Below are 20,720 nucleotides of genomic sequence, written 5' to 3'. Positions count from 1 at the left end.
GAGGTGGTTAACGGGAGAGTAACTCCACGTAATTGGACTCGCCACCGCCCATGGCGCCCGACAACCAGCCCCACTCGAAGGCCAGCGTCGTCCGACCAGCGTGATCAATGCCTACTTTGCCACACGACCAACCCGACAGCAGCTCACCGTCCAATGTCAGGCACTGAAACAGCAATTCGATAGTGTCTGGGCCTGTCACTCGGCCCACTTGCGTGCCCAGGCGAATGCGTCCGCCCTGGTAAGTGCCGGAGATGGCATCACCCTCGACAAGGTAATGAAACACCGTGCCCGAGCCGGAAAGCCCTTGGGCGTTGTTGGCGACGATGAAGCGGCGGTTGTTCAAGCGCTGGTGGAGCCGGGAGGGGGTTTGCATCGAGGGCGCGTCCTTTCGCGGGAGCCTGGAGACCCGGGCGGTGGTTACCAACAACATAGTTTGACACAGCCCCTCTCGTAAATCGGGGCCTGTAGGATGATCCGGGGGCCACACAACAGCAACATAGACTGACACAGACGGGTCGCACTTCAAATACGGGGCTCGATTGGTAACAACATAGTTTGACACAACAGCGAGAGCAATCATTTATGCCGAAACACCATGTGAGCGCGACCGGTCAATCACCTGTGCGGAAATAGTCTTTTTTCAACACAGGCTCAGTGCGATGTCTAAATCCGTGCGCAACCTTCGACCGGTCCCCATCAGCACATACACTGTGTTTTTTGTTCGAAATAAGCAGTCATTGGTGAAGGAAACACCCAGCGTTGATCGGACCCAATCACCAGGCGGGAAGCGGCCTTTACTGTCTTGGATAACGGTCAAAGCGTAAACGAGAGCAGGAATTAGCTGTCTATCCGTAATGGCTTTTCGCTGACGTGTTGTAATGTCGAGATCCAATATTGCCCAATCAGCAACAAGACAATAGGCACGGGAAGGAAAATGCAGACTGGCGAAAGCCACTGCATCTGAGGGGGCGAGTTGGCATCCGTCTATTTTCTCGCCTGCAGAAAGCACTGAAACATAATCTGCCAAATTCATTTGTACCTCCTGCCGATCCAAAAAACCGATTCGAACGAGAAGCATCATTCAGCTTAGCTCCCAGCGGATCACCAGGTTCCGATGCCGACGGATAGCAGCAGGGTGATCTCATGGCTGTTCCGTCTTCTCCCTTCATCTCACTGAACGGGATGATTTCTATCGAGTTGTCACCGGATAAAGTGGTTTGCGCCAGTACACAGCTATACCATTGCCGTGCGTGAACCCTACCTAGCGGTAGGTGCCGATGCGGGTGAAACCTAGTGCTTCATGGATGCCCGTGCATGCCGTATTCGGCTATGCGACGCCGGTATTGGTGCATGAAATCCATGTTACTCAAGGAGCGGTAGAGTCCGTTTGGCTGCGACTGAATCAAAATGACATGCCCTCAGACACTTGAATCAGCATTTCTTCGACTAGATGTGTGCCAAAGGTTGTAGTGACCATCGCCAATGGGCTTTCTCCTAAAAAACGGGCTTTGGGTTTGGAAAGCCAATGTTTGGCCTTCCCTTTGTCACCGAAGACCACCTCGGCCATAGCGGTAATATGTGCAAAACGGAACAGGCGATCGCTCTCATGCGACGTTAAAAGCTGATTGGCTGACAGTTTTGTTTTGAGCGTTTTGGGTTGAATGATTCTGTCGCGTTCTTCGTCGCTGAGGGTTCCATCATCACAAAGCATTTTGATCAGGCTGGCCGAGAAGCCAGCTACTATCATGTCGTGAATGTCCAGATCCGAAGCATTGACAGAAATATGAAGAAGCGTCTCCAGACGCATGCGGTAAGCATGACTGGCATCCTGACGCAGGACGCCAGCAAACATGGGCCGCACTGATGTTGCGTTGCGGACGGGCGTCAGGACTAATGTGCCATTCAATACCGTTAGCTCCAAGTCGTCCCCAACACCTAACCTCATTTGGTCAAGCAACTCTTGAGGCAGATCAATGATGATGTCGCCAGTTCCGTCCTCAGTTTTCTGGGATTTTACTATCCAACGCTCAGTTTCACTCATGATCGTCCGGCCCTCATCCGCCATCAGAGAATGACACACATCATCATGGTTGGGCCCAGAGCTGACCAAAGGAACGCGCAATCCGCTGGTAGACAGGCACTGCCGCTGCTCGAACGCCGGATAGCGAGTGAAACAGCAAAAAATGGGGCAATGGATATACCTGCCTTTCCACCTTCACATGGCTAAGAGCCTGAGCGTGATCAGTTAACTACACGAAAGGATATGACATGCACCCTAATGAGCTTTATGTTTCCGTCGACGTCGAGACTTCTGGACCTATACCAGGCGAATACAGTCTGCTTTCCATTGGAGCTTGTCTTGTAGCCCAACCTGAAACGTCCATCTATCTTGAACTACGACCTGACAGTCCGAAACACGACCCCGAAGCGCTGGCAGTATCGGGGCTGAGTTTGGAGAAGCTGGAGCGCGATGGCCTCGCTCCGCAACAGGCGATGCTGACATTTGATCAGTGGCTGAGATCGTCCTGCCAAACGGGGCAAAAGGTCATTTTCGTAGGACTCAATGCACCGTTTGACTGGTCATTCGTCAATTACTACTTCCACAAATACCTGGAAACCAACCCCTTTGGTTTTACCGCTATCGACATGAAGGCCTACTTTATGGGCGCTGTAGGTTGCAGCTGGAAGGAAACAAAATCATCCAAAATGACCGCTGCGCTGAAGCCACTCAGCGAACCGAACCATAACGCATTGGATGATGCCCGCTTTCAGGCAGAGCTCTTCGCCCTAATGCTAGCGGGTAACTATAAACGCTGACCTGCCTTCCACCGCACTGACTTGAAGTTCATCTGACCCAGGTTGCCTCAACATATCTGCCGTCCCTGAACGACCACGCCTTGATACCTTCTGGTTTTTCGGACTTGCCGACAATAATGGCTATTGGGTGCGGCAGATCCTGCGTGTAACGTGCAGCAAATTTGGAGAAACTACCGATGTCTGCCGGAGAGATCACCGGAACGGATTGGGGATGCGTATGCCAATAGCCCACCAGGCGTAACCCTTGTTCGTTGGCAGCCTGGATCTCCTGACGGCACCGCGCCGCATCCAACTCTAGCCAAGACCAGCCTGACCGATCGGCGCGATGAGGCAACGTGGCCAAGGCCAGCAGCAAACCTTTCGGATCAACAGGGTTGACGAATAACTGTCCACCTCGCTCCACGCCAAAAAGGCCCTGCCGATGACTATCCAAGATGTCCGCGACCGCCTGGGACACCAATAGCTCGGAGTCCACCTCCGGCCATCGCCAGCGCCATGCGATATCCGTCATACCATTTCGTCCTTATCTTCCGGCCATCCGCGTTCGAGTAGGATTTGCTGCGTCCCCTCTGGCAGTTTGGGCCCATGGTATTGGCCTCCTAGGCTCAGCACATCTTCAGGCCTATAAATGCTGCTGACCCAAGATGCAGTGGCGATCTTGCCGGTCAATGCGCGTAAGGCCGTGTGCGACACCATAGAGGCGATATTGGTCATTCCCAGCGAGCCGCCTGGGATAAAGCTCTCGCCACACGCGGGCAGCGGAACAACACCTCCTCCCGGCCATTCTGTGAATCTATGCACGAAATCGCCGACGTCCGTGAATAGATGACGGCCATCAAAGGTGCCGGCTGGTGCAAATAGCGCATGACCTACTTGGGTATGCGGTTCGCTCCAGGCTTGTACAAGCCCCCAAGGAGCACCGCTGGATTTGACTCGCCATACAGTGACTTCCGACTGCCAGTCTGCTGTCGTGATCACCACCAGATCTGCGTTATCGAACACTTCTGGTTTGCTGCTCATTACTACTTCGGCAAAAGTCGAATAAGCGGTGCATTCTGTCGTCGGAAGATCTAACAGAATCTTGTCCCTCAACGCTGAGGCTTTCAGCCTCCCTAGGCTATCCGCTCCCAGAACGTGCCTCCCCAGATTGGCTGACACCAAAGTGTCAGGATCGATGAGGGTAAGGTGGCCGACACCGGATCGTGCCAATTGTATTGCCACCGTACTGCCTAATGAGCCAACGCCAACACAAACGACTCGAGCATTTTCAAGGTGCTGTGCAGTGCCGCTTATATCGCGGGACAGGATAGACGCTCGATCAAGCACATCCAGGGCAGTTGCTCGGACGAGCGCCGGAGGATGAGCATTTGCGATAGCTGGCCGCCGGCGAGCTGTACGCAAGCCAAACTTTGCCCCCCGCTCCTGCTGTACACCGAGCGAACGCACATTGAGACAATATGTTGGAGCATCTGCGCCTCCTGGAAGCTCCAGAACAATCCATCGACTCGCCAACGTTCCATGCAGCTCAAACCATGCCAGCAATTGCTCGGCATCGTCTGGTTGAAGGTGTGGCTTTAGCCACAGCAATAAATCTTCTGGATCCGGGGTGCGGATATCCGGATAAGTCTGAAGCTTGACGTAAAAACCGGGAGTTTCGGCCGCACGAATGACAGCAGAGCGCCCGACGACCCGTCGGTAATGCCCTTTGAGTGCAGCTACATTCGATGCTAACCAAACCGTTTCCTGACCGGATGGCACAGCTCGGCGCGGATCGCTGAGCGCAAACAACTGCGAGGCAGCCTGAGGTCGATCCAACAGTAAGAGGTTCTGGAATGACTGACCGTGCTGAAAAGACCAGTAGGTAGTGATCTCATTCTGAAATTCGATATCGCGCGTTGCCTGGCTTGATCCCAGCTTGGACAACGAAACGATCTGTGCCAAGCGAGCAAGGCTGTCCTCTACCACAACCTCCGGGGAGCCCATGATGGGGCGTTCCTGAAAGCCATGAAGGCAAAGCCCCGACCTGGTGGCATGCGGCCAAACCAGCCATGGAGAGGGTTCGACGTTCAGCCGCAAAAGCCCACGGGGAAAATTGGAGGGGAAACCAATACGCAGTCGCCGCTCCTGCCCCGTGTAATCGATGGGCAAGGGAAAGTAAAAGGACGCCGCTTCGTCAGCCCGCATGGGTGCGGGCTGGAGCAATGCATCGGCAGCGTCCTGACCTAGGGTATTTCGCAGTGCGGCGATTCCGCGCTGCAATGGCGTCGTAATAGGATCAACCAAGGCGTCCAACTGGCTTTACGCTCGACTGAGAGGTTGCGCCACCGCTGGCCCCTCCGAAGAGCGAACCCATCGAAGCAGAGTTTCGAGTAGTGCCATCCGGTCGGCCGGGCATGGTCCAATTCGCAGGGATCTCATTGTTCACTGCCGTAATGAGTGCCGGTGCAATACCGAAATTCTTTTTCACTGCTTCGGCAAAGGAATCATTGGATTCAAAACTTTCCAAACCCAGTGATACGGATGCACTGGCGTCCGCATGCCACTTGGCAAATGCTTGGCGATAGCCTTGCCCTTCGCCTGGTCGATTCCACTTTTCTGCAAAGTTTTCGCCGTTATCGGCAGGGTTGCAGACAAAGCAATCGTTTCCTCTATGCGCGATGTGCTGCGGCATTCTGCGGACGATTTCCAAAATTGCATCGAGCGGAGCCAAAGGCTTCGACTGCGATTCCTTCACGACATCCAGATATGCGTGAGTGGCCAGGGTGGTGATGACCGCAGATATGGGGCGAGTATCAGCGCTCCTTGTGTTGATGGCCCATTCATCGCGATGCCGCTTGAGCAGCTTTATGGTCGCACGCAGGGGATCTTGATCGATGTAATCCTGATAATGCGGCAAAGGATCTTGTGTCGCGGCATCGAGCATTCGCTGGCTTTTGGCGACTACCAAGCTTTCCAGAGAGATTTCCTGGGCGGAGGCAACCTGTAACCAATTCGAGTACGGGATAGGGCTGCTTGCTTTCCACCCTGTGACCCGATCTGGAACCTCCAGCTTTCCCTCGCCGTTTGCTTCGCCATTTCCGTTGATCGCGCGGGCAGGCGTGACATCGATGTGGAAGCCTGGATTTTCGTCGGCATAAACGATGCGGATGCCCCGACGTAACTGCTTAACTTCTTCCTGAACGCGGGAGCCTTCCCTAAAACGCTGCTCAATCGCCTCTAGAACTTCCTTCGCACTAGCGCCTTGAGCGTGAGGGAGCCAGATAATCGCGTCCGCATCAATGGTGTCCAGATCCGCAGGCGCGCCGGGGATTGGCTTGATAGTCGTTTTCAGCCGCATCGAGCCTTGAACGAAGATATGGGCCTCAGCGAGCAGTGGGTTGTCGGAAGCCGAGAGGATTTTTTCCAGTTGGGAGTAGCGGTCATTGATTTTTTCGTACTGCGCTTCCGACAGCGAGATCTCCCGCGCGGCGCGAAGCAGAAAATATTCCCAACTGCTGCGCTTGGTCTGTTCGTTGCTCAATAGCATTTACCTAGCCTCCTGGGCCACCGAGCCCAATTGCAGTGTTTGCGTAAACCGATCATGGTTTTCTTTGTCCCGATCGAAGATCAGGTACGTATGTTGATGCTGCGTTGTGAGCAACGCGCCAAACTCGATGGCCAATGCCGCAGGAATAGCGGCGAAGACGTGGATAGGGTCAGGAGTCAGAGCTTCAAGCTGGCTCAGTCGTATTTGAAGTGTGTCGCGAAAGGCATGAATCACTCGACGGTTCTGTACCATCGCATAGCTTGGTTCTGGGATCGCCAGCTCTGCAATACGTGCACCGGGCAGAGCGTCAGTCACGTCGCGAACTGGGACTTGCGCAGAAATAGACAGCACCAGCGCCAGTGGCCCGTCGCCTTCGGGGGGAGGTGTAAACAAAAAAGCGGGCGGCTCTGCGGACTGATCGGGCCAGCGCAAACGATGTTCGCGGTGAAAGGAGAAGATCAAGCGCTTGGAACGGTCGCCGATACTCTGGCCCAGCATCATCAAAGCCGGGATGTCGGCCAAGCCGACTACTGCCAGCGCAGGCGAATCGCCGTAGGTGCCGCCGCGACGCTTGAGTTGCTGTTCCAGCTCATACTGGATGCTGTCTTTGACGTTCTGCCAATAGGTAGTGTCGCGGCCGCGTGGTCCGGGCGCAGGGAAAGTGATTTTGATGCCTTGATCGAAGGCGGTTAATCCCTCGGCGGACATCGCAGTCAACAGATCGCGAACGGGAATATCGTTGATCGTCTGGAAATGCTGACTCTGGACAATGAGAGGAATCGCTCTGCCACCATCAGGGGTCGTTGCGGCGATTCGGATGCGCTCTAGGTATGCTTGGTGTAAACCACTCAAATCATTTTCAGGATAACCGTCTGCGTCACGATCAATTTTGTCATGACAGCCTGGGCACAGGAGCATCAGGTTAGCAGTATCGTTCGTGTGCGCCTCAGCATCATGATCCGCGCGTCCCCGAGGGCCTTTGGGACTGGCGGGCAGGATATGCGCCACTTCGCCCCATTTCATTGGCTTGCCGGCACGATAATCGAACGTCAGATCCGTGCCGCACAGTTCACAATGACCAGCGGTCTGTGTCCATACGATCCGCTTCGTCTCATCATTTGTGTTGAAACGCCCGCTTGCGGGTTTAGCGTCTTCTTGTTCTGCCATTCCGACCGACCCCAGAGAAACATCCATGATTGAAAATGATGATGGCAAGATAAAATCATATTAAGGTCATTCGCCTCGATTTCAAGAGTGATCTGAGGGTGACGAATGCTGAGTCGGCTTTGAGCAGGATGCTGTTTTTGGCTCATCGAAACGCAGTGGCGGCAGCGTTCGTTTTTCTGGCAAGTGCAGGTGGGTAACGGCACTGACCACAGCGTATGTATCGAAATTAGCGAGTTTATGCAAAAGACATAAACTTGCTAATTTCGATACATACCGCGCGTAGGACCGATGAAAACGGGCTGTGCAGCTCAAACGAGGCTGCAAGCGCAGCCCCTTTTGTATGCATTTTTACGCGTCAGTGCTTGCCAGACTCAACGGACAAGTGTCGACGACGCATGAGGTGATAGGCCGCCGGGATCACAAACAGCGATAGCAAGGGCGCCGTAACCATACCTCCAATCATCGGGGCGGCAATGCGGCTCATCACCTCGCTGCCGGTACCGCTTCCCAAAAGTATTGGTAACAAACCAGCGATAACCACCGCAACGGTCATGGCCTTGGGTCGAACGCGCTGCACAGCGCCTTCACGAATCGCGGCCATCAACCCGCGTTCTGTGTTGTCACCGAGGTCTTGACGCTCGGCCCAGGCATTTTTCAGGTAGAGCAGCATGATCACGCCAAATTCGGCAGAAACACCGGCCAAGGCGATGAAGCCGACCCCGGTGGCGACCGACAGGTTGAACCCCAACAGATAGAGGAACCATGCCCCGCCAGTCAGGGCGAATGGCAGAGTGGCCATGATCAGCAGGGCCTCATCGAAGCGGGCAAAAGTCAGGTAGAGCAGCACGAAGATGATCAACAGCGTGGCAGGCACCACCAATTTGAGTCGTGCGTTGGCCCTTTCGAGAAACTCGAACTGCCCTGAGTAACTCAGGCTCATGCCGGGCTGCAACTTGACCTGTTCACTGACGACCCGACGCAGGTCGGCGACTACCGAGGCAATGTCCCGGCCACGCACGTCGATGTATACCCAACCGGAGGGCCGTGCATTCTCGCTCTTGAGCATCGGTGGGCCGTCGCTGACCTTGACCTTCGCCACAGTGCCGAGGGTGATCTGGCTCCCTAGCGGGGTGTAGATCGGCAACTGCTCCAGGGCGCCGAGCGAGTCACGCCACTCCCGAGGGTAACGCACGTTGATCGGGAAACGTGCGAGCCCTTCAATGGTCTCCCCGACGTTCTCACCGCCGATAGCACCGGCCACGATGGATTGCACATCGGCGATATTCAGTCCGTAGCGGGCGGCGGCTTTGCGATCGATATCTACATCAATATAGCGGCCACCGGTCAGTCGTTCGGCTAACGCTGAACTGACACCTGAGACGTCCTTGGCAACACGCTCGATGGCTTGGGTGACGGCATCGATCTCCGTCAGGTTGGTACCGGCAACCTTCACGCCAATCGGGCTTTTTATGCCGGTGGCCAGCATGTCGATACGGTTACGAATAGGCGGTATCCAGATGTTGGTTAATCCTGGGACACGCACCACTTGTTCTAGCTCCTCAACGAGCTTTTCCTGGGTCATGCCTGGGCGCCACTGCTCGCGTGGTTTGAATTGAATGGTGGTCTCGAACATTTCCAACGGTGCCGGGTCAGTCGCGGTTTCAGCGCGGCCGGCTTTTCCGAAAACGTGTTCGACCTCTGGAACTGTCTTTATTAGACGGTCAGTCTGCTGAAGCAGTTGCGCGGCCTTCTGCGCCGATAATCCAGGCAGAGCTGACGGCATATAGAGCAGGTCCCCTTCGTCCAACGGGGGAAGAAACTCACCACCCAGACGAGAGATCGGCCACAACGCGCTGACAAAGACTAGCAATGCAACCAGCAGCGTTACTTTAGGTCGACGTAATACGGCGTCCAGAGCGGGCTCGTAGATCCGGATCAACCAGCGATTTAGCGGATTCTGTTGCTCATTAGGAATTCGTCCGCGAATCCAATACCCCATCAACACCGGAACTAGAGTTACCGACAGTCCAGCCGCTGCGGCCATAGCGTAGGTTTTGGTGAACGCCAATGGACCGAATAGACGTCCTTCCTGAGCCTCCAGCGTGAACACCGGAATGAACGACAGGGTGATGATCAGCAGACAGAAGAACAATGCGGGTCCTACCTCGGCAGCCGCTTCAGTCATCACGTGCCAATGACGTTCACCTTTCAGTTCCTCCCCAGGATTAGCCACGTGCCAAGCCTCGACCTTCTTGTGGGCGTTTTCAATCATCACCACGGCAGCGTCGACCATGGCGCCGATGGCGATGGCAATCCCGCCAAGGGACATGATGTTGGCGTTGATACCCTGATAGCGCATTACGATGAAGGCGATCAGCACCCCAACCGGCAGGGAGATGATTGCCACCAGAGATGAACGCAGGTGCCAGAGAAAGATTCCGCAGACCAACGCGACGACGATGAACTCTTCGATCAGCTTGTGGCTGAGGTTTTCCACGGCACGATCAATCAACTTGCTGCGGTCGTAGGTGGTGACGATTTCTACCCCCGCCGGCAGACTGCTTTTCAGCTCGTCGAGTTTGGTCTTGACCGCCGCAATGGTTTCTCGAGCATTCTTACCGCTGCGCAGAATTACCACGCCGCCGACGGTCTCACCTTCGCCATCGAGTTCGGTGATGCCTCGACGCATCTCAGGCCCCATCTGAATCGTGGCAACATCGCCCAGAGTGACCGGCACACCACCCGTGCCCAGTTTGAGTGGGATAGCACGAAAGTCATTGAGGGTCTTTAGGTAGCCGGAAGCTCGTACGATGAACTCTGTCTCCGCCATTTCCAGCACGGCTCCACCGGTTTCCTGATTGGCCTTGCCGATCGCCTCGGTCACTTCAGACTGCGTGATCCCCAAGCTGGCCAACTTCACCGGATCAAGCTGCACCTGGTACTGCTTTACCATGCCACCCACCGTGGCCACTTCCGCAACGTTCGGTAGGGTCTTAAGCTCGAATTTGAGGAACCAGTCCTGCAAGGCACGTAACTGCGCCAAGTCATGCCCGCCGCTTCGGTCTACCAGGGCGTACTGGAAAATCCAGCCAACCCCAGTGGCATCAGGTCCTAATGCGGGCTTGGCACTGGCCGGAAGCCGGCTTTGTATCTGGCTCAGATATTCCAATACGCGCGAGCGGGCCCAGTACAAGTCAGTTCCGTCTTCGAATAGTACGTAAACGAAACTGTCGCCAAAGAAGGAATAACCGCGCACAGTCTTGGCACCAGGCACAGAGAGCATAGTGGTTGCCAATGGATAGGTGACCTGGTTTTCTACGATCTGTGGGGCTTGGCCTGGATATGGTGTACGGATAATTACCTGAACATCCGACAGGTCTGGCAATGCGTCAATGGGCGTACTTTGAACCGCCCAGATCCCCCATGCCGTGACAAACAGCGTCGCCAGCAACACAAGAAAGCGGTTAGCCACCGACCAGCGAATAAGGGCCGCGATCATGGCTGGCTCCCAAAGCGTTCCAGACGCTCAACTCGCAGACCATCTTCCGTCTGGCTGACAGCGATCCGAACCTTGTCGCCCGTTTTAAGACCCTTCATCAGAGCTGGAGCGGCGAGAGGGAAAGTCATCGTCATGCCTGACATACCCAATGTTCTGAAGGGACCGTGGGCGAGCGTGACTTCTTTGTCGTTGATCTCAACGATCTGACCATCGGCCTCATGCAAAGCGCCTGCGGTTACAGTAGATGGCGAAACGTCCAGTGAGCTTGCGACAACGCCCTTGAGACTGGCCTCCGAGTCGAGAAGGAACTGGCCAGAAGTCACCACTTTTTGCCCCTCTTCCAAGCCTTTCAATATCAGCGTTTTGCCATCGTTATCTTGGCCTAACTGCACCTCCACCGGGCGATATCGACCAGCGTCTTCAGAGAGCATGACCAACGTACGTCGACCGGTACGAATGACGGCCTCGCTCGGCACCCACAAAACACTTTGCTCCGTCGAACGATTGAGACTTACCTGCGCGGTCAAACCTGGCCTGAGTCGGCCATCCGGATTGGGTAACTCAACTCGAACGCGAAGTGTGCGACTGTCCGAACTGGTTTCCGGAAGAATCGCACTGACGACGCCCTTGAGCACAACTCCAGGGAGCGCGGACAAACGCGCTTCGGCTGCTTGCCCTACGACGATTGACCCAGCCTCCGACTCTGGTACCGCCACGGCCAGCCAGACACTGCTCAAACCATTAACACGCGCGAGCGTCTCGCCTGCGGCCACCGTCATACCTTCACGCACACTCAGCTCTTGAAGCACACCACCAATAGGGCTGGTCAGAGTCAGGTTCGGTTGAACTTTGCCACTGCGCTCAACTTGAGCAATTAACTTAGTTGGCATTCCGGTGAGCCTCAATCGCTGGCGGGCCGCTGTCAGCAAGTCAGCATCGCCACTACGCTTGAGGGCGAGAAATTCCTCTTGAGCAGCTGCCCAATCCGGCACCAAGATATCTGCCAAGGCTGCATTCACTTTCAGCACATCACCAGGTGCATGGGCGTACACGCGCTCGACAAAACCCGCCGTACGGGCCTGAATGACTGCAACGTCCCGTTCGTTGAAGGCCAGAACACCTACCACGTTCAGTGTCGAGGCAAATACCCCTCGACTGACACTAGCCAGTCGCACACCAAGGTTCTGAGTCAGGCTTGGATCAATTCGAATGCCGCCGCTGTCCCCCTTGGTATCTGCGTATTGGGGGATCATCTGCATGTCCATGAAGGGTGACTTACCCGGTTTATCGAATTTCTGTTGTGGGTACATGGGGTCATACCAATACAGAACCTTTCGATCGGGAGAGGCTTTGGCTTCCTGATCCGGCTCGACACCAGCTACTTCGCTCATTCGCGGTTGGGCTAACCAGTAACCTCCGGCAACACCCAAGGCAATCGAGATGCCGACAACTAAAGTCCCTTTCCATACTTTGAAATTCATTGAGCGGGCTCCCCGTAAGAGAAATACAAGCGAGCGCTGGTGAGAGCACGTTGCTCTTCAACGTCAATCTGCTTGAGACGGGCTTCGATGAGTTCGCGTCGGGCGGCCACAACCGAGTTCAAATCACCTTTGCCGGAACGGTAGCTAGCCATGGTGAGTTCAACCTTTTCTTTAGCCAGCGGCAACAAGCTTTCCTGATTACGGGTGACTGCACGATTGAGTCGCTCGTAGTCGGCCAACTCATCCTCCAGTTGCTGGGTATGCTCGCGCGACAGAGCTTCCCGCTCAGCTTCAAGTTGGTTGAGTTCGGCGTGCTTTGCCGCAATTTTGGGGTTTTGCCGAGAGTCAGGAAACAGCGGGAGATCCCATGAAAACTGGACGCTAACCATGTCACCGAATTGTTTGCCTCGATGCTGATAGTCGAATTCCCAGCTCCAGTCAGATTGCTTTTCCGCCTCAGCTTCACGGATCTTGGCTTGTGCTTCACGGGTCATCGGCACATACGCCGCCAATTCAGGGTGATGTTGCAGCTTATGGGAGTATCCAGAGGTTTCAATGGGCCAATCAGGCAAGCTGCCCGCCGGTTTGTCATTGGCAGCTGGGCCAATCCAGCGCTTGAGGGCCGCCCGGGCCTGTGCACGTTGGCGAACTAAATCATCCTGCTGCTCCGCCAGTTGGGCAGCTTCCTGTTTAGGTGTCACCGCATCGGCGGGTTGGGCGCGGCCACCCGCAATCTGAGATCTGACGGTATCGGTCAGAAGACGGTTTTCTTTGTAGAAGTCCTGGAACATCGCATCTTTACGCTCAACCGAGTAGCTACTGATCCAGGCCAATGCCGTGGACTGTCGGACGTTCAGACGCGCCACTCGACGCTCAGCGGACGCTCGATCAACAGCCGCATCCGCGACCTCGATACGTGCTTTGCGCTTATCGCTGTTGGGCATCTCCTGTCTGATCCCGACCACTTGCATGGTCATGAAGTCCTGGTCGATGCTCCATCTGTCGGCACCACCAATGGGGTAGTTCTGCAAGCCCAGCAGTAGCTTGGGATCGGGTAGTTCGCCGGCGGGAATGGCCGCACTGGTGGCTGCTTGAATTTTGGCGTCTTGTGCGGTCAACGACGGTGCATTGTTTTCGGCCAGCCGCAGCGCTTCATCGAGTGTCAATGCACCAGCAAGGCTCGGCAATGCCAGTACGCTTGCCGCCAGGCCGGCCACGAGGGACCAACCTGTGCAAAAGCAGTTGGAGTTCATGTTCACGATTCCTGTGATGATCCACCGCGCGCTTCATAAGACATGCGCGCAGATATGCCATCCCGCTAACGCGGAATGAGGCTCAGTGTGGTACAGGAATCAAGTACGGGGAGGTCGCCATAACCCAGAAGGGGTTTGTACGAGTGGGAAATGGCTGGAGAAGGGCAGAACGATTGGACTGGACAAGGTAATAGGAGGCTTGATGATCGAGACTTGCAGCATGCCGCCCGTTTTGCATTCCTGGCCCGACTTACAAGGTTTGCCATGCTCAGCGGTACTTTTCATGTCGTGGCAGCAGTCTTGACCCATACCATCCATCATCGCTATACCCATGGTTTTCATCGGGCATGGTTCAGTCGATGCCTGAACACCCGCCATCCCGCTAAGGGGAAGCGCCAAGCTAATTAGGAAAATCAGGCAACACCGCACATAGCGTTTCATGGGCTAAAGTGTAGACGGTGCAAATGGCCCTTACAATTCACCCTTAAGACTCCTGTATTGGCTGTTACCAACGTCTATGCTGCGCTCATTTCCATGACAGGGCTTAAAGTACCTAACCATGCGACAAGACAGATAATGATGACCGCCATTGAAAACTCAAGTTTCATGCTACGGCGCAAGGCATTCACCGCGACAGCGTATTCGCCATTGCGAACTGATCGCTCCAATAAGGGGCTTAGATGAAAACGGTTAAGCGTGGCTAATACGATCATCCCTGCAAATAGCAGGATTTTCAAAAATAGCAACTGGCCATAAGTGCTGAGCATCACCTCATCGAGGCTCGGTCCTACGATAAATAGATAATTCACCACGCCCGTTATACTGATGATCACTACAATCACCGCGCCGGCCGATTCAAACCCTGTCAGTACCCGAGCAAGAACTCGTACTTCCTGATCACCTTTCAGCGATTTTAAACGCAGCAGCAGTGCAAATGCTGCCAACGCACCCAACCAACCGCCTGCGGCCAAGAGATGGAAGATGTCGCTAGTAAAATGCCAGTAACGACGGCTCCCTTCGTCCATCGCACCATGCCCTGTCCATGCCAGCGTCGCTAGCGCAATGGCGCCACATACAGTGACAATCCAAAGACTGAGTGTCGGAAAGCGCTTGCTCAGAGCAACGCCGAGAACAGCCGTCAGCAACGCCACTATCCGGACCATCCAGGTCAAACCGACGTCAGTCCCCATGAGAACCATTTGAAAAATATGGTGATGTAGCTCCATGAAGCCCGACACACCACTCATAGCTTTCGCAAGCAACAACATGGCTGCTAGAGACAGAGCTACACCTAAAACAGATGTACTGTAAAGAAGCGACTCAAAATTTAAAACCGCTCCCGATACTCTCTCTTTTCCCCTCAGGCTATAAAGACCAAATATTGCCAGTCCAAATAACAGCATCAGATCAAAATATAGAGCAAAGCGAACAGCTATATTTATTGAGTCGCTCATGAATCATTTCACTTTGAAAGAAAAATTGCCGGTGATTGGATGAGTGTCAGACGAGACGGCACGCCACTCAACTTTATAAGTACCTGTGGTCAATGGCGATGCAGGCGTAATAACCATCGTCTTAGGATCTCCACCGCCTGCAACGGCTGCTTTAACGCCCATTGGGGAGTTAGGCATGCCAGGCATATCGGTCATGATCAGCTTAGCACCGGAAAACTGAGTCGTTAGATTCTCAGAAAATTGCAGTTCAATTTTCGCAGGAGCAGCAACATCCGACCCTTCTGCTGGAGTAGAAGAAAGCAGCTTTGGATGTGCTTGAGCAACTGCACTCAAAAGCAAACCCGCTGTCAGTGCTACAGCTACGGTGGTGGTTTTAAGGAATGACATGCAAGACTCCTCACAGCAAAAGCTGTTGATTCTAGGTTTTTGATGAGTATCTAGTTATTACTTTTACGCTTATTAAAAACACTGGCGAGCTACCTAGCAAATTCCGTGTTCTAGGGCGGGCTGGACAGGAATAATCACAAGAATTCCAACGTCACAGCGCAAGTACACGATGCCACACGAACGCAAACTATTCGATTACATTTCAGTCAGCTTGGACCTGCTTTGGGACGCTGAATTTCTTGAAAAAATGGTTAAAACGGGCTTCCGTTTTGCGACGTTCACACCGTGAAAACCGTTCGCAAGACCACATAGCTGCTCGGGTGTATATGGTGTCGTTGATTAGGCATTTTCTGCACTCGCACATGGGAGCTGTATATGAAAGGCTGTTTTTCCATCTGACGACGTGCACCATATCTTGCCGCCATGCGACTCGATAATGGATCGAGTGATTGATAAGCCTAGCCCCGCATTACTTGGGTTTCCTTCTCTACGAGCGGGGTCCACTCGATAAAATCGATCAAACAGTTTTTCAAGGTGCTCAGGAGCGATAGGTTCTCCAGGGTTTTCCACGGAGACAGAGATTGACGTCCCTTCCTGCCTTATATCGACGCTGATACATTTCCCTGCGGGGGTGTACCGGAGGGCATTCGAGAGCAGATTAGAGATAGCCCTGTCGAGCATAAGAACGTCACCTCGGACGCTGCCCCTCCCTGTCACCTTAAGGTCGATGCCTTGCTCATCAGCCAACAAGCGGTAGTACTCGAGTAATTTTTCTACTAGCGCTACCAAGTCTATCGGTTTGTTTTCATGAGTAATCAGACCATTATCTGATTTCGCTAGAAAAAGCATGTCATCGATCATCCGCCCCATACGCTTCAGGTCATCAAGATTCGAATACAAGTTGTCTTCGTAATCTTCAATATTCCTTTTTCGAGAAAGCACCACTTCGGTGTGTGTCATCAAATTGCTGACTGGTGTTCGTAGTTCGTGAGCAATGTCCGCAGAGAAGTTTGATAAGCGAACAAATGCATCGTCAAGTCTAGATAACATTGCATTGAAAGAAAGCACCATCTGCTGAAGCTCTTTAGGCACGGCCGCTAAAGGAATCCGTTCTTTGAGCGATTTAGCAGACATTGACGCAGCGACTTGAGTAACCTGGCGAATAGGTCTTAGTCCACTGCTCGCGACCATCCAGCCCAGCGCCGCACTGACCAGCGCGCTTATAAACAACCCTATCAAAAACCAGCGTTCAAGCGTCTCAAAGAACGCCATATGTTGCGTAACGTCAAAGATCAACATAACGGTCAGCGGTTTTTCTTGTCCAGTCACAATCGCCTGCGCCGTTATTCCCCGGAACGTTTGCTCATCATCACGCCACTCCCAAACGTTGTTGTTTGAGGTCGTGCGAAAGTCTTCAGGAATATCGATTGGACCTGGATCAGCAAAAAGGGTCTTGCCGTGACCATCGAAGATCAGGGCTATCAAATCTCGGTGAGCACCCAGCAGCGCCTCCAACTCAGGCTTAACATCACTGAACTGGTCAATGCTACTCAATCCCGTCAAAATTCTTTGGGTCGAGTGTAGCTTCTCGTTTAGCGCCTGCTGATCTAGCATTTTGAAATGATGCCGGCTAAGGCTGTTAAAACTGAGTCCAGCGACGGTGAGCACCGCCGTTACAGCTAGCATGAACATCAGGCTCATGCGGGTAGTCAGAGACATTCGCTTCATTCCAGCCCCGTCCCAGAATCCGGCGCATCTAGCATGTAGCCCATGCCTCGGGAGGTGTGGATAAGCTTGACCTCAAAATCATCATCAATCTTTGCTCTGAGCCGCCTTACGGCGACCTCGATGACGTTCGTATCGCTGTCGAAGTTCATGTCCCACACCTGGGAAGCGATAAGCGACTTAGGCAGCACCTCACCTCGACGACGGAGCAGCAATTCGAGTAACGCAAACTCTTTGGCCGTGAGATATATACGTTTGCCTCCACGGACAACCCTGCGCTTGAGCAGGTCAACCTCAAGATCAGCCAATTTCATATGAGTTTGGGAGGGGGCTGTACTCCCTCTTCGCAGCAGCGTTCTGACGCGGGCAAGCAATTCAGAAAAAGCGAAGGGTTTTATGAGGTAATCGTCTGCCCCCAGCTCAAGTCCTTTGACGCGATCCTCGACGCGGTCTCGCGCCGTGAGAAAAAGCACGGGGACATTTTTTCCGGATGCCCGCACCTTCTGAAGTACTTCCCATCCGTCCAGCCCAGGCATCATCACATCGAGAATCAGCAGGTCATAAGCCTCGCTCAACGCGTGTTGAAGCGCCTCCTTACCATTGGTAAAGCGATCAACATTGAACCCTGCCTCAGCAAGACCTTGCTGCAAATAAATGCCTATTTTGGGTTCGTCTTCCGCAACCAGAAGTCTCATGGGGGTGGCTCTCGAATGATTGTGATGATGAGTCTGCAAGGAAATGCTTCTGCCAACCAGCAACTGACAGAAAAGTAATATTGGCTTCAGGTAGATGTCAGCGAGTGCTGTCTAGGGTTCGAGCATGGGTACTCCCTAGTACTCGACCGACGCCTCCGCATGAAACCTTGGGGGAGCCGGAAAACAGATCAAAAAGGAGCTTCCTCATGAATCATCTAAAAATCCTTTTCTTTGTGGGTTCGATACTCATCTCAGCGTCTGCTTTGGCTGAAGGTGGCGCAGATCGGATTGCGGAGCGTATGGAAAGCCTACGCGACAAAGCAGAAGCGACCTTGGTGCAAGCTGAAAAAGCCCCAGAGGGAGAGCGCCATGTACACATGGCCGAGCATATGAAACTGCTGGGCGAAATCATGAACCAACTCCATCAGGATCACCCAAAAGCATCAATGTCGCCTCAGGAACATCTTTCCTGGATGGAAAAGCACGACGCTATGGTTGATGACGTTTTGAACCAAATGCAGCGCGAACACAAACTGATGCTTTCTGAGAACCATCAGTAACCGGGTACCTCCGATGGGCTGTTTGATCCGCTCGGTTGGTACGGCGTCATATGCGCGCCGTACTACTCTTGGAAACTGACAGAAATGTAGTGTTCACGTCAGTTAGCTGGCAGCTCTATCCGTTTAGCATAGCTAGTGTTTTCCATTTGCTCTTGAGGTCATCATGAAAGCTAAGCTCGTTACCCCAGTTATTGCGGCGATCACCTTATTCTTCGGTGCGACGGCCATGGCAGACGTAGGTCATGGCAAAGAGGACATCGGCCAGCCTGGCGTCGCTTCTGCGGTGACCCGTACGGTAGATGTGGAGATGGGTGATATTTTCTTCAAAACTAAAAGCGTCGACGTAAAGCCTGGTGAGACTATTCGTTTTGTCCTTCGTAATAAGGGCGCACTGCTGCACGAATTCAATATCGGCCAAGCCGCCGCTCATGCGGCGCACCAAAAAGAAATGGCGAGCATGTTCCAGAATGGAACGCTTACACCCACCGGGTCAGGGAAAATGACGGGCAGCATGGGTCACAGCATGGGAGGGATGAAGATGGTTGGAATGGAACACAACGACCCGAACAGCATGCTGATCGAGCCAGGAGCAACAAAGGAATTGATCTGGACCTTCAACAATACAACTGGACTTCAATTTGCCTGCAACGTGCCAGGTCATTACCAGTCGGGGATGGTCGGTCAATTTGACCTGAAGTGAGCCTGAACTGACCGCTAAACCCGCGTCTCCTCAAGAGTTGGCTACGCTCTGAGGCAGACATCAGAGCAATTCGCTCACACGCTGGGGTCTAGATCATGAATAACCATCAGCATCCGGCTGGAAGCATCACCACCCCATTTTGGACGCGCAAAACAGGCGTTGTGCTGATTATGTTCATTGTGATCGGCGCCTTCTACGTGGTGCGGGAGCATTTCAGCCACGTCTATCCATACTTGCCCTATCTCATTCTGTTGATCTGTCCATTGATGCATTTTTTTGGGCATGGACATGGCGCACATGACCATGGCAATCAGGCGCAAGCCAACAAGGAAGAGAAATAGCTATGCCCAATAAACCGAGCCACCACGATCACGGTCCTACCCACGCAGCCTCGCCCCCTGACGCTGATCTACGTGACCCGGTGTGCGGCATGACGATTACGCCTCCAAGTAAATTTGGCGAGTCTTATCAGGGACAGATTTATCAGTTTTGCAGCCAGAAATGCCAAGAGAAATTTCGGGCAGCTCCAGAGCACTACAGCGGTATTCATCCCAGCACTGAACCCAGCATCGCGGCTACAGAGCCCGCGCTCCAAGTAGCCACTGAATTTACCTGCCCGATGCACCCGGAAATAAAACAGCCAGGGCCCGGCAATTGCCCAAAATGTGGCATGACATTAGAACCTGTCATTCCGGCGCTAGATGACGATGACAAAACCGAGCTCCGTGATTTCGCGCGCCGCTTTTGGTGGTCTCTGCCTTTAACCGTGATAGTGACCGTTCTAGCCATGGCGGGCCATTCATTACAACTCTTCCATGGCTCGGTTCAAAACTGGATCGAGTTTGCTCTTGCGACACCGGTCACCTTATGGGCAGGGTGGCCCTTTTTTGTAAGGGGCATAGCATCTGTTAGAAATCGCAGTCCAAATATGTGGACTCTGATAGGTTTGGGTACTTCCGCAGCTTATCTTTACAGCGTCGCAGCAACCCTCTTTCCCCAAAGTTTTCCCACCACCTTCATGCAAGATGGACGCATCGGCGTTTACTTCGAAGCCGCTGCAGTCATCATCTCGCTCACCTTGCTTGGGCAGATTCTTGAGCTAAAAGCACGGTCACAAACCTCCGCCGCCATTAAGTCCCTTCTAGGCCTATCTCCCAAAACTGCACGCAAGATCAACGCCGATGGTCAGGAGGAAGACATTCCTCTTACCCATGTTCACTTGGGCGACCATTTGCGGGTCAGACCTGGTGAAAAGGTGCCAGTTGATGGCTCTGTGCTCGAGGGAGAAAGTGCGGTGGATGAGTCCATGCTCACTGGTGAACCTGTGCCGGTAATGAAAAGACCAGGGGATAGTTTGATCGGCGCCACGCTTAATACTCACGGGAGCTTGGTGATGGAGGCGCAAAAGGTCGGCGCCGACACCATGCTATCGCAGATAGTGCAAATGGTTGCTCTA

At 53.7% G+C, this 20,720-nt stretch carries 20 protein-coding genes; 5 read left to right on the top strand and 15 right to left on the bottom strand.

Annotated features, from left to right (window positions below; genetic code table 11):
- Positions 1-7 precede the first annotated feature (7 nt).
- The 3 genes from H096_RS05585 to H096_RS05580 all read right to left on the bottom strand — a co-directional run bounded on the left by H096_RS05585 (position 8) and on the right by H096_RS05580 (position 2,041).
- Positions 8-373: a hypothetical protein gene (locus H096_RS05585; RefSeq protein ID WP_033897212.1), complete on the bottom strand. Its 366-nt coding sequence runs from the start codon at positions 371-373 to the stop codon at positions 8-10.
- A gap of 267 nt (positions 374-640) precedes the next feature.
- Complete coding sequence (locus tag H096_RS33830; RefSeq protein WP_150793904.1) at positions 641-1,081, bottom strand: hypothetical protein; 441 nt, start codon at positions 1,079-1,081, stop codon at positions 641-643.
- Between the two features lie 321 nt (positions 1,082-1,402).
- Positions 1,403-2,041, bottom strand: coding sequence for an antitoxin Xre/MbcA/ParS toxin-binding domain-containing protein (locus H096_RS05580; protein WP_224793261.1), 639 nt, complete (start codon positions 2,039-2,041; stop codon positions 1,403-1,405).
- A 227-nt stretch (positions 2,042-2,268) separates the two neighbouring features.
- Between H096_RS05580 and H096_RS05575 the strand changes: the two genes are divergently transcribed.
- Positions 2,269-2,817: a 3'-5' exonuclease gene (locus H096_RS05575; protein ID WP_033897211.1), complete on the top strand. Its 549-nt coding sequence runs from the start codon at positions 2,269-2,271 to the stop codon at positions 2,815-2,817.
- Positions 2,818-2,845: 28 nt separating this feature from the next.
- Here H096_RS05575 and H096_RS05570 read toward each other — a convergent pair whose 3' ends face one another.
- From H096_RS05570 to H096_RS05525, 12 genes are all read right to left on the bottom strand, one after another.
- A complete protein-coding gene (locus H096_RS05570) occupies positions 2,846-3,328 on the bottom strand; it encodes a Mov34/MPN/PAD-1 family protein (RefSeq protein WP_019334922.1) in 483 nt (160 codons plus the stop codon).
- A complete protein-coding gene (locus H096_RS05565; protein WP_033897210.1) occupies positions 3,325-5,109 on the bottom strand; it encodes a ThiF family adenylyltransferase in 1,785 nt (594 codons plus the stop codon). Before H096_RS05565 ends, H096_RS05570 begins: the two co-directional genes overlap by 4 nt.
- Positions 5,093-6,343, bottom strand: a complete 1,251-nt coding sequence (locus H096_RS05560) for a nucleotidyltransferase (RefSeq protein WP_033897209.1) — start codon at positions 6,341-6,343, stop codon at positions 5,093-5,095. Before H096_RS05560 ends, H096_RS05565 begins: the two co-directional genes overlap by 17 nt.
- A complete protein-coding gene (locus tag H096_RS05555; RefSeq protein ID WP_033897208.1) occupies positions 6,344-7,510 on the bottom strand; it encodes an SAVED domain-containing protein in 1,167 nt (388 codons plus the stop codon). It lies immediately after the preceding gene.
- Between the two features lie 355 nt (positions 7,511-7,865).
- Positions 7,866-11,009 carry an efflux RND transporter permease subunit gene (locus H096_RS05550; RefSeq protein ID WP_033897207.1) on the bottom strand — a complete coding sequence of 1,048 codons (3,144 nt, stop codon included), beginning with the start codon at positions 11,007-11,009 and terminating at the stop codon, positions 7,866-7,868.
- Complete coding sequence (locus H096_RS05545; RefSeq protein WP_032856640.1) at positions 11,006-12,490, bottom strand: efflux RND transporter periplasmic adaptor subunit; 1,485 nt, start codon at positions 12,488-12,490, stop codon at positions 11,006-11,008. Before H096_RS05545 ends, H096_RS05550 begins: the two co-directional genes overlap by 4 nt.
- Entirely contained in the window at positions 12,487-13,743 is a 1,257-nt protein-coding gene (locus H096_RS05540; protein ID WP_032856639.1) for a TolC family protein, read from the bottom strand. The genes H096_RS05545 and H096_RS05540 overlap by 4 nt, the downstream gene beginning before the upstream one ends.
- 99 nt (positions 13,744-13,842) lie before the next feature.
- Positions 13,843-14,184: a hypothetical protein gene (locus H096_RS34475; protein WP_080761980.1), complete on the bottom strand. Its 342-nt coding sequence runs from the start codon at positions 14,182-14,184 to the stop codon at positions 13,843-13,845.
- 74 nt (positions 14,185-14,258) lie between these two features.
- Complete coding sequence (copD, locus tag H096_RS05535; protein WP_019334915.1) at positions 14,259-15,197, bottom strand: copper homeostasis membrane protein CopD; 939 nt, start codon at positions 15,195-15,197, stop codon at positions 14,259-14,261.
- Positions 15,198-15,200: 3 nt separating this feature from the next.
- Positions 15,201-15,584: a copper homeostasis periplasmic binding protein CopC gene (gene copC / locus H096_RS32925; protein WP_017341635.1), complete on the bottom strand. Its 384-nt coding sequence runs from the start codon at positions 15,582-15,584 to the stop codon at positions 15,201-15,203.
- A 339-nt stretch (positions 15,585-15,923) separates the two neighbouring features.
- Positions 15,924-17,312, bottom strand: coding sequence for a copper resistance membrane spanning protein CopS (gene copS / locus H096_RS05530; RefSeq protein WP_032856638.1), 1,389 nt, complete (start codon positions 17,310-17,312; stop codon positions 15,924-15,926).
- Positions 17,309-18,004, bottom strand: a complete 696-nt coding sequence (locus H096_RS05525) for a heavy metal response regulator transcription factor (protein ID WP_032856637.1) — start codon at positions 18,002-18,004, stop codon at positions 17,309-17,311. The genes copS and H096_RS05525 overlap by 4 nt, the downstream gene beginning before the upstream one ends.
- Positions 18,005-18,210: 206 nt before the next feature.
- On the opposite strand from H096_RS05525, the gene H096_RS05520 reads away from it, so the two are divergent.
- The 4 genes from H096_RS05520 to H096_RS05505 all read left to right on the top strand — a co-directional run.
- Entirely contained in the window at positions 18,211-18,564 is a 354-nt protein-coding gene (locus tag H096_RS05520) for a co-regulatory protein PtrA N-terminal domain-containing protein (RefSeq protein ID WP_019334912.1), read from the top strand.
- 163 nt (positions 18,565-18,727) lie between these two features.
- A complete protein-coding gene (locus H096_RS05515) occupies positions 18,728-19,264 on the top strand; it encodes a plastocyanin/azurin family copper-binding protein (protein ID WP_033897206.1) in 537 nt (178 codons plus the stop codon).
- A 95-nt stretch (positions 19,265-19,359) separates the two neighbouring features.
- Positions 19,360-19,605 carry a DUF2933 domain-containing protein gene (locus H096_RS05510; RefSeq protein ID WP_050587200.1) on the top strand — a complete coding sequence of 82 codons (246 nt, stop codon included), beginning with the start codon at positions 19,360-19,362 and terminating at the stop codon, positions 19,603-19,605.
- Between the two features lie 2 nt (positions 19,606-19,607).
- Positions 19,608-20,720 (top strand): YHS domain-containing protein (locus H096_RS05505; RefSeq protein ID WP_033897205.1); only part of this gene is annotated, 1,113 nt, incomplete at its 3' end.

This window comes from Pseudomonas sp. FH1 (assembly GCF_000510895.2).
GTDB lineage: Bacteria > Pseudomonadota > Gammaproteobacteria > Pseudomonadales > Pseudomonadaceae > Aquipseudomonas > Aquipseudomonas azotoformans_A.
Note: the sequence above shows the minus strand (reverse complement) of the source record. Positions and strands in the feature narration are given on the sequence as shown.

What these genes read in the sequence shown, in the direction of transcription:
- H096_RS05585 (WP_033897212.1), bottom strand. Translation starts at nt 373, where the DNA reads ATGCAAACCCCCTCCCGGCTCCACCAGCGCTTGAACAACCGCCGCTTC.
- H096_RS33830 (WP_150793904.1), bottom strand. Translation starts at nt 1,081, where the DNA reads ATGATGCTTCTCGTTCGAATCGGTTTTTTGGATCGGCAGGAGGTACAA.
- H096_RS05580 (WP_224793261.1), bottom strand. Translation starts at nt 2,041, where the DNA reads ATGAGTGAAACTGAGCGTTGGATAGTAAAATCCCAGAAAACTGAGGAC.
- H096_RS05575 (WP_033897211.1), top strand. Translation starts at nt 2,269, where the DNA reads ATGCACCCTAATGAGCTTTATGTTTCCGTCGACGTCGAGACTTCTGGA.
- H096_RS05570 (WP_019334922.1), bottom strand. Translation starts at nt 3,328, where the DNA reads ATGACGGATATCGCATGGCGCTGGCGATGGCCGGAGGTGGACTCCGAG.
- H096_RS05560 (WP_033897209.1), bottom strand. Translation starts at nt 6,343, where the DNA reads ATGCTATTGAGCAACGAACAGACCAAGCGCAGCAGTTGGGAATATTTT.
- H096_RS05555 (WP_033897208.1), bottom strand. Translation starts at nt 7,510, where the DNA reads ATGGCAGAACAAGAAGACGCTAAACCCGCAAGCGGGCGTTTCAACACA.
- H096_RS05550 (WP_033897207.1), bottom strand. Translation starts at nt 11,009, where the DNA reads ATGATCGCGGCCCTTATTCGCTGGTCGGTGGCTAACCGCTTTCTTGTG.
- H096_RS05545 (WP_032856640.1), bottom strand. Translation starts at nt 12,490, where the DNA reads ATGAATTTCAAAGTATGGAAAGGGACTTTAGTTGTCGGCATCTCGATT.
- H096_RS05540 (WP_032856639.1), bottom strand. Translation starts at nt 13,743, where the DNA reads ATGAACTCCAACTGCTTTTGCACAGGTTGGTCCCTCGTGGCCGGCCTG.
- H096_RS34475 (WP_080761980.1), bottom strand. Translation starts at nt 14,184, where the DNA reads ATGAAACGCTATGTGCGGTGTTGCCTGATTTTCCTAATTAGCTTGGCG.
- copD (WP_019334915.1), bottom strand. Translation starts at nt 15,197, where the DNA reads ATGAGCGACTCAATAAATATAGCTGTTCGCTTTGCTCTATATTTTGAT.
- copC (WP_017341635.1), bottom strand. Translation starts at nt 15,584, where the DNA reads ATGTCATTCCTTAAAACCACCACCGTAGCTGTAGCACTGACAGCGGGT.
- copS (WP_032856638.1), bottom strand. Translation starts at nt 17,312, where the DNA reads ATGAAGCGAATGTCTCTGACTACCCGCATGAGCCTGATGTTCATGCTA.
- H096_RS05525 (WP_032856637.1), bottom strand. Translation starts at nt 18,004, where the DNA reads ATGAGACTTCTGGTTGCGGAAGACGAACCCAAAATAGGCATTTATTTG.
- H096_RS05520 (WP_019334912.1), top strand. Translation starts at nt 18,211, where the DNA reads ATGAATCATCTAAAAATCCTTTTCTTTGTGGGTTCGATACTCATCTCA.
- H096_RS05515 (WP_033897206.1), top strand. Translation starts at nt 18,728, where the DNA reads ATGAAAGCTAAGCTCGTTACCCCAGTTATTGCGGCGATCACCTTATTC.
- H096_RS05510 (WP_050587200.1), top strand. Translation starts at nt 19,360, where the DNA reads ATGAATAACCATCAGCATCCGGCTGGAAGCATCACCACCCCATTTTGG.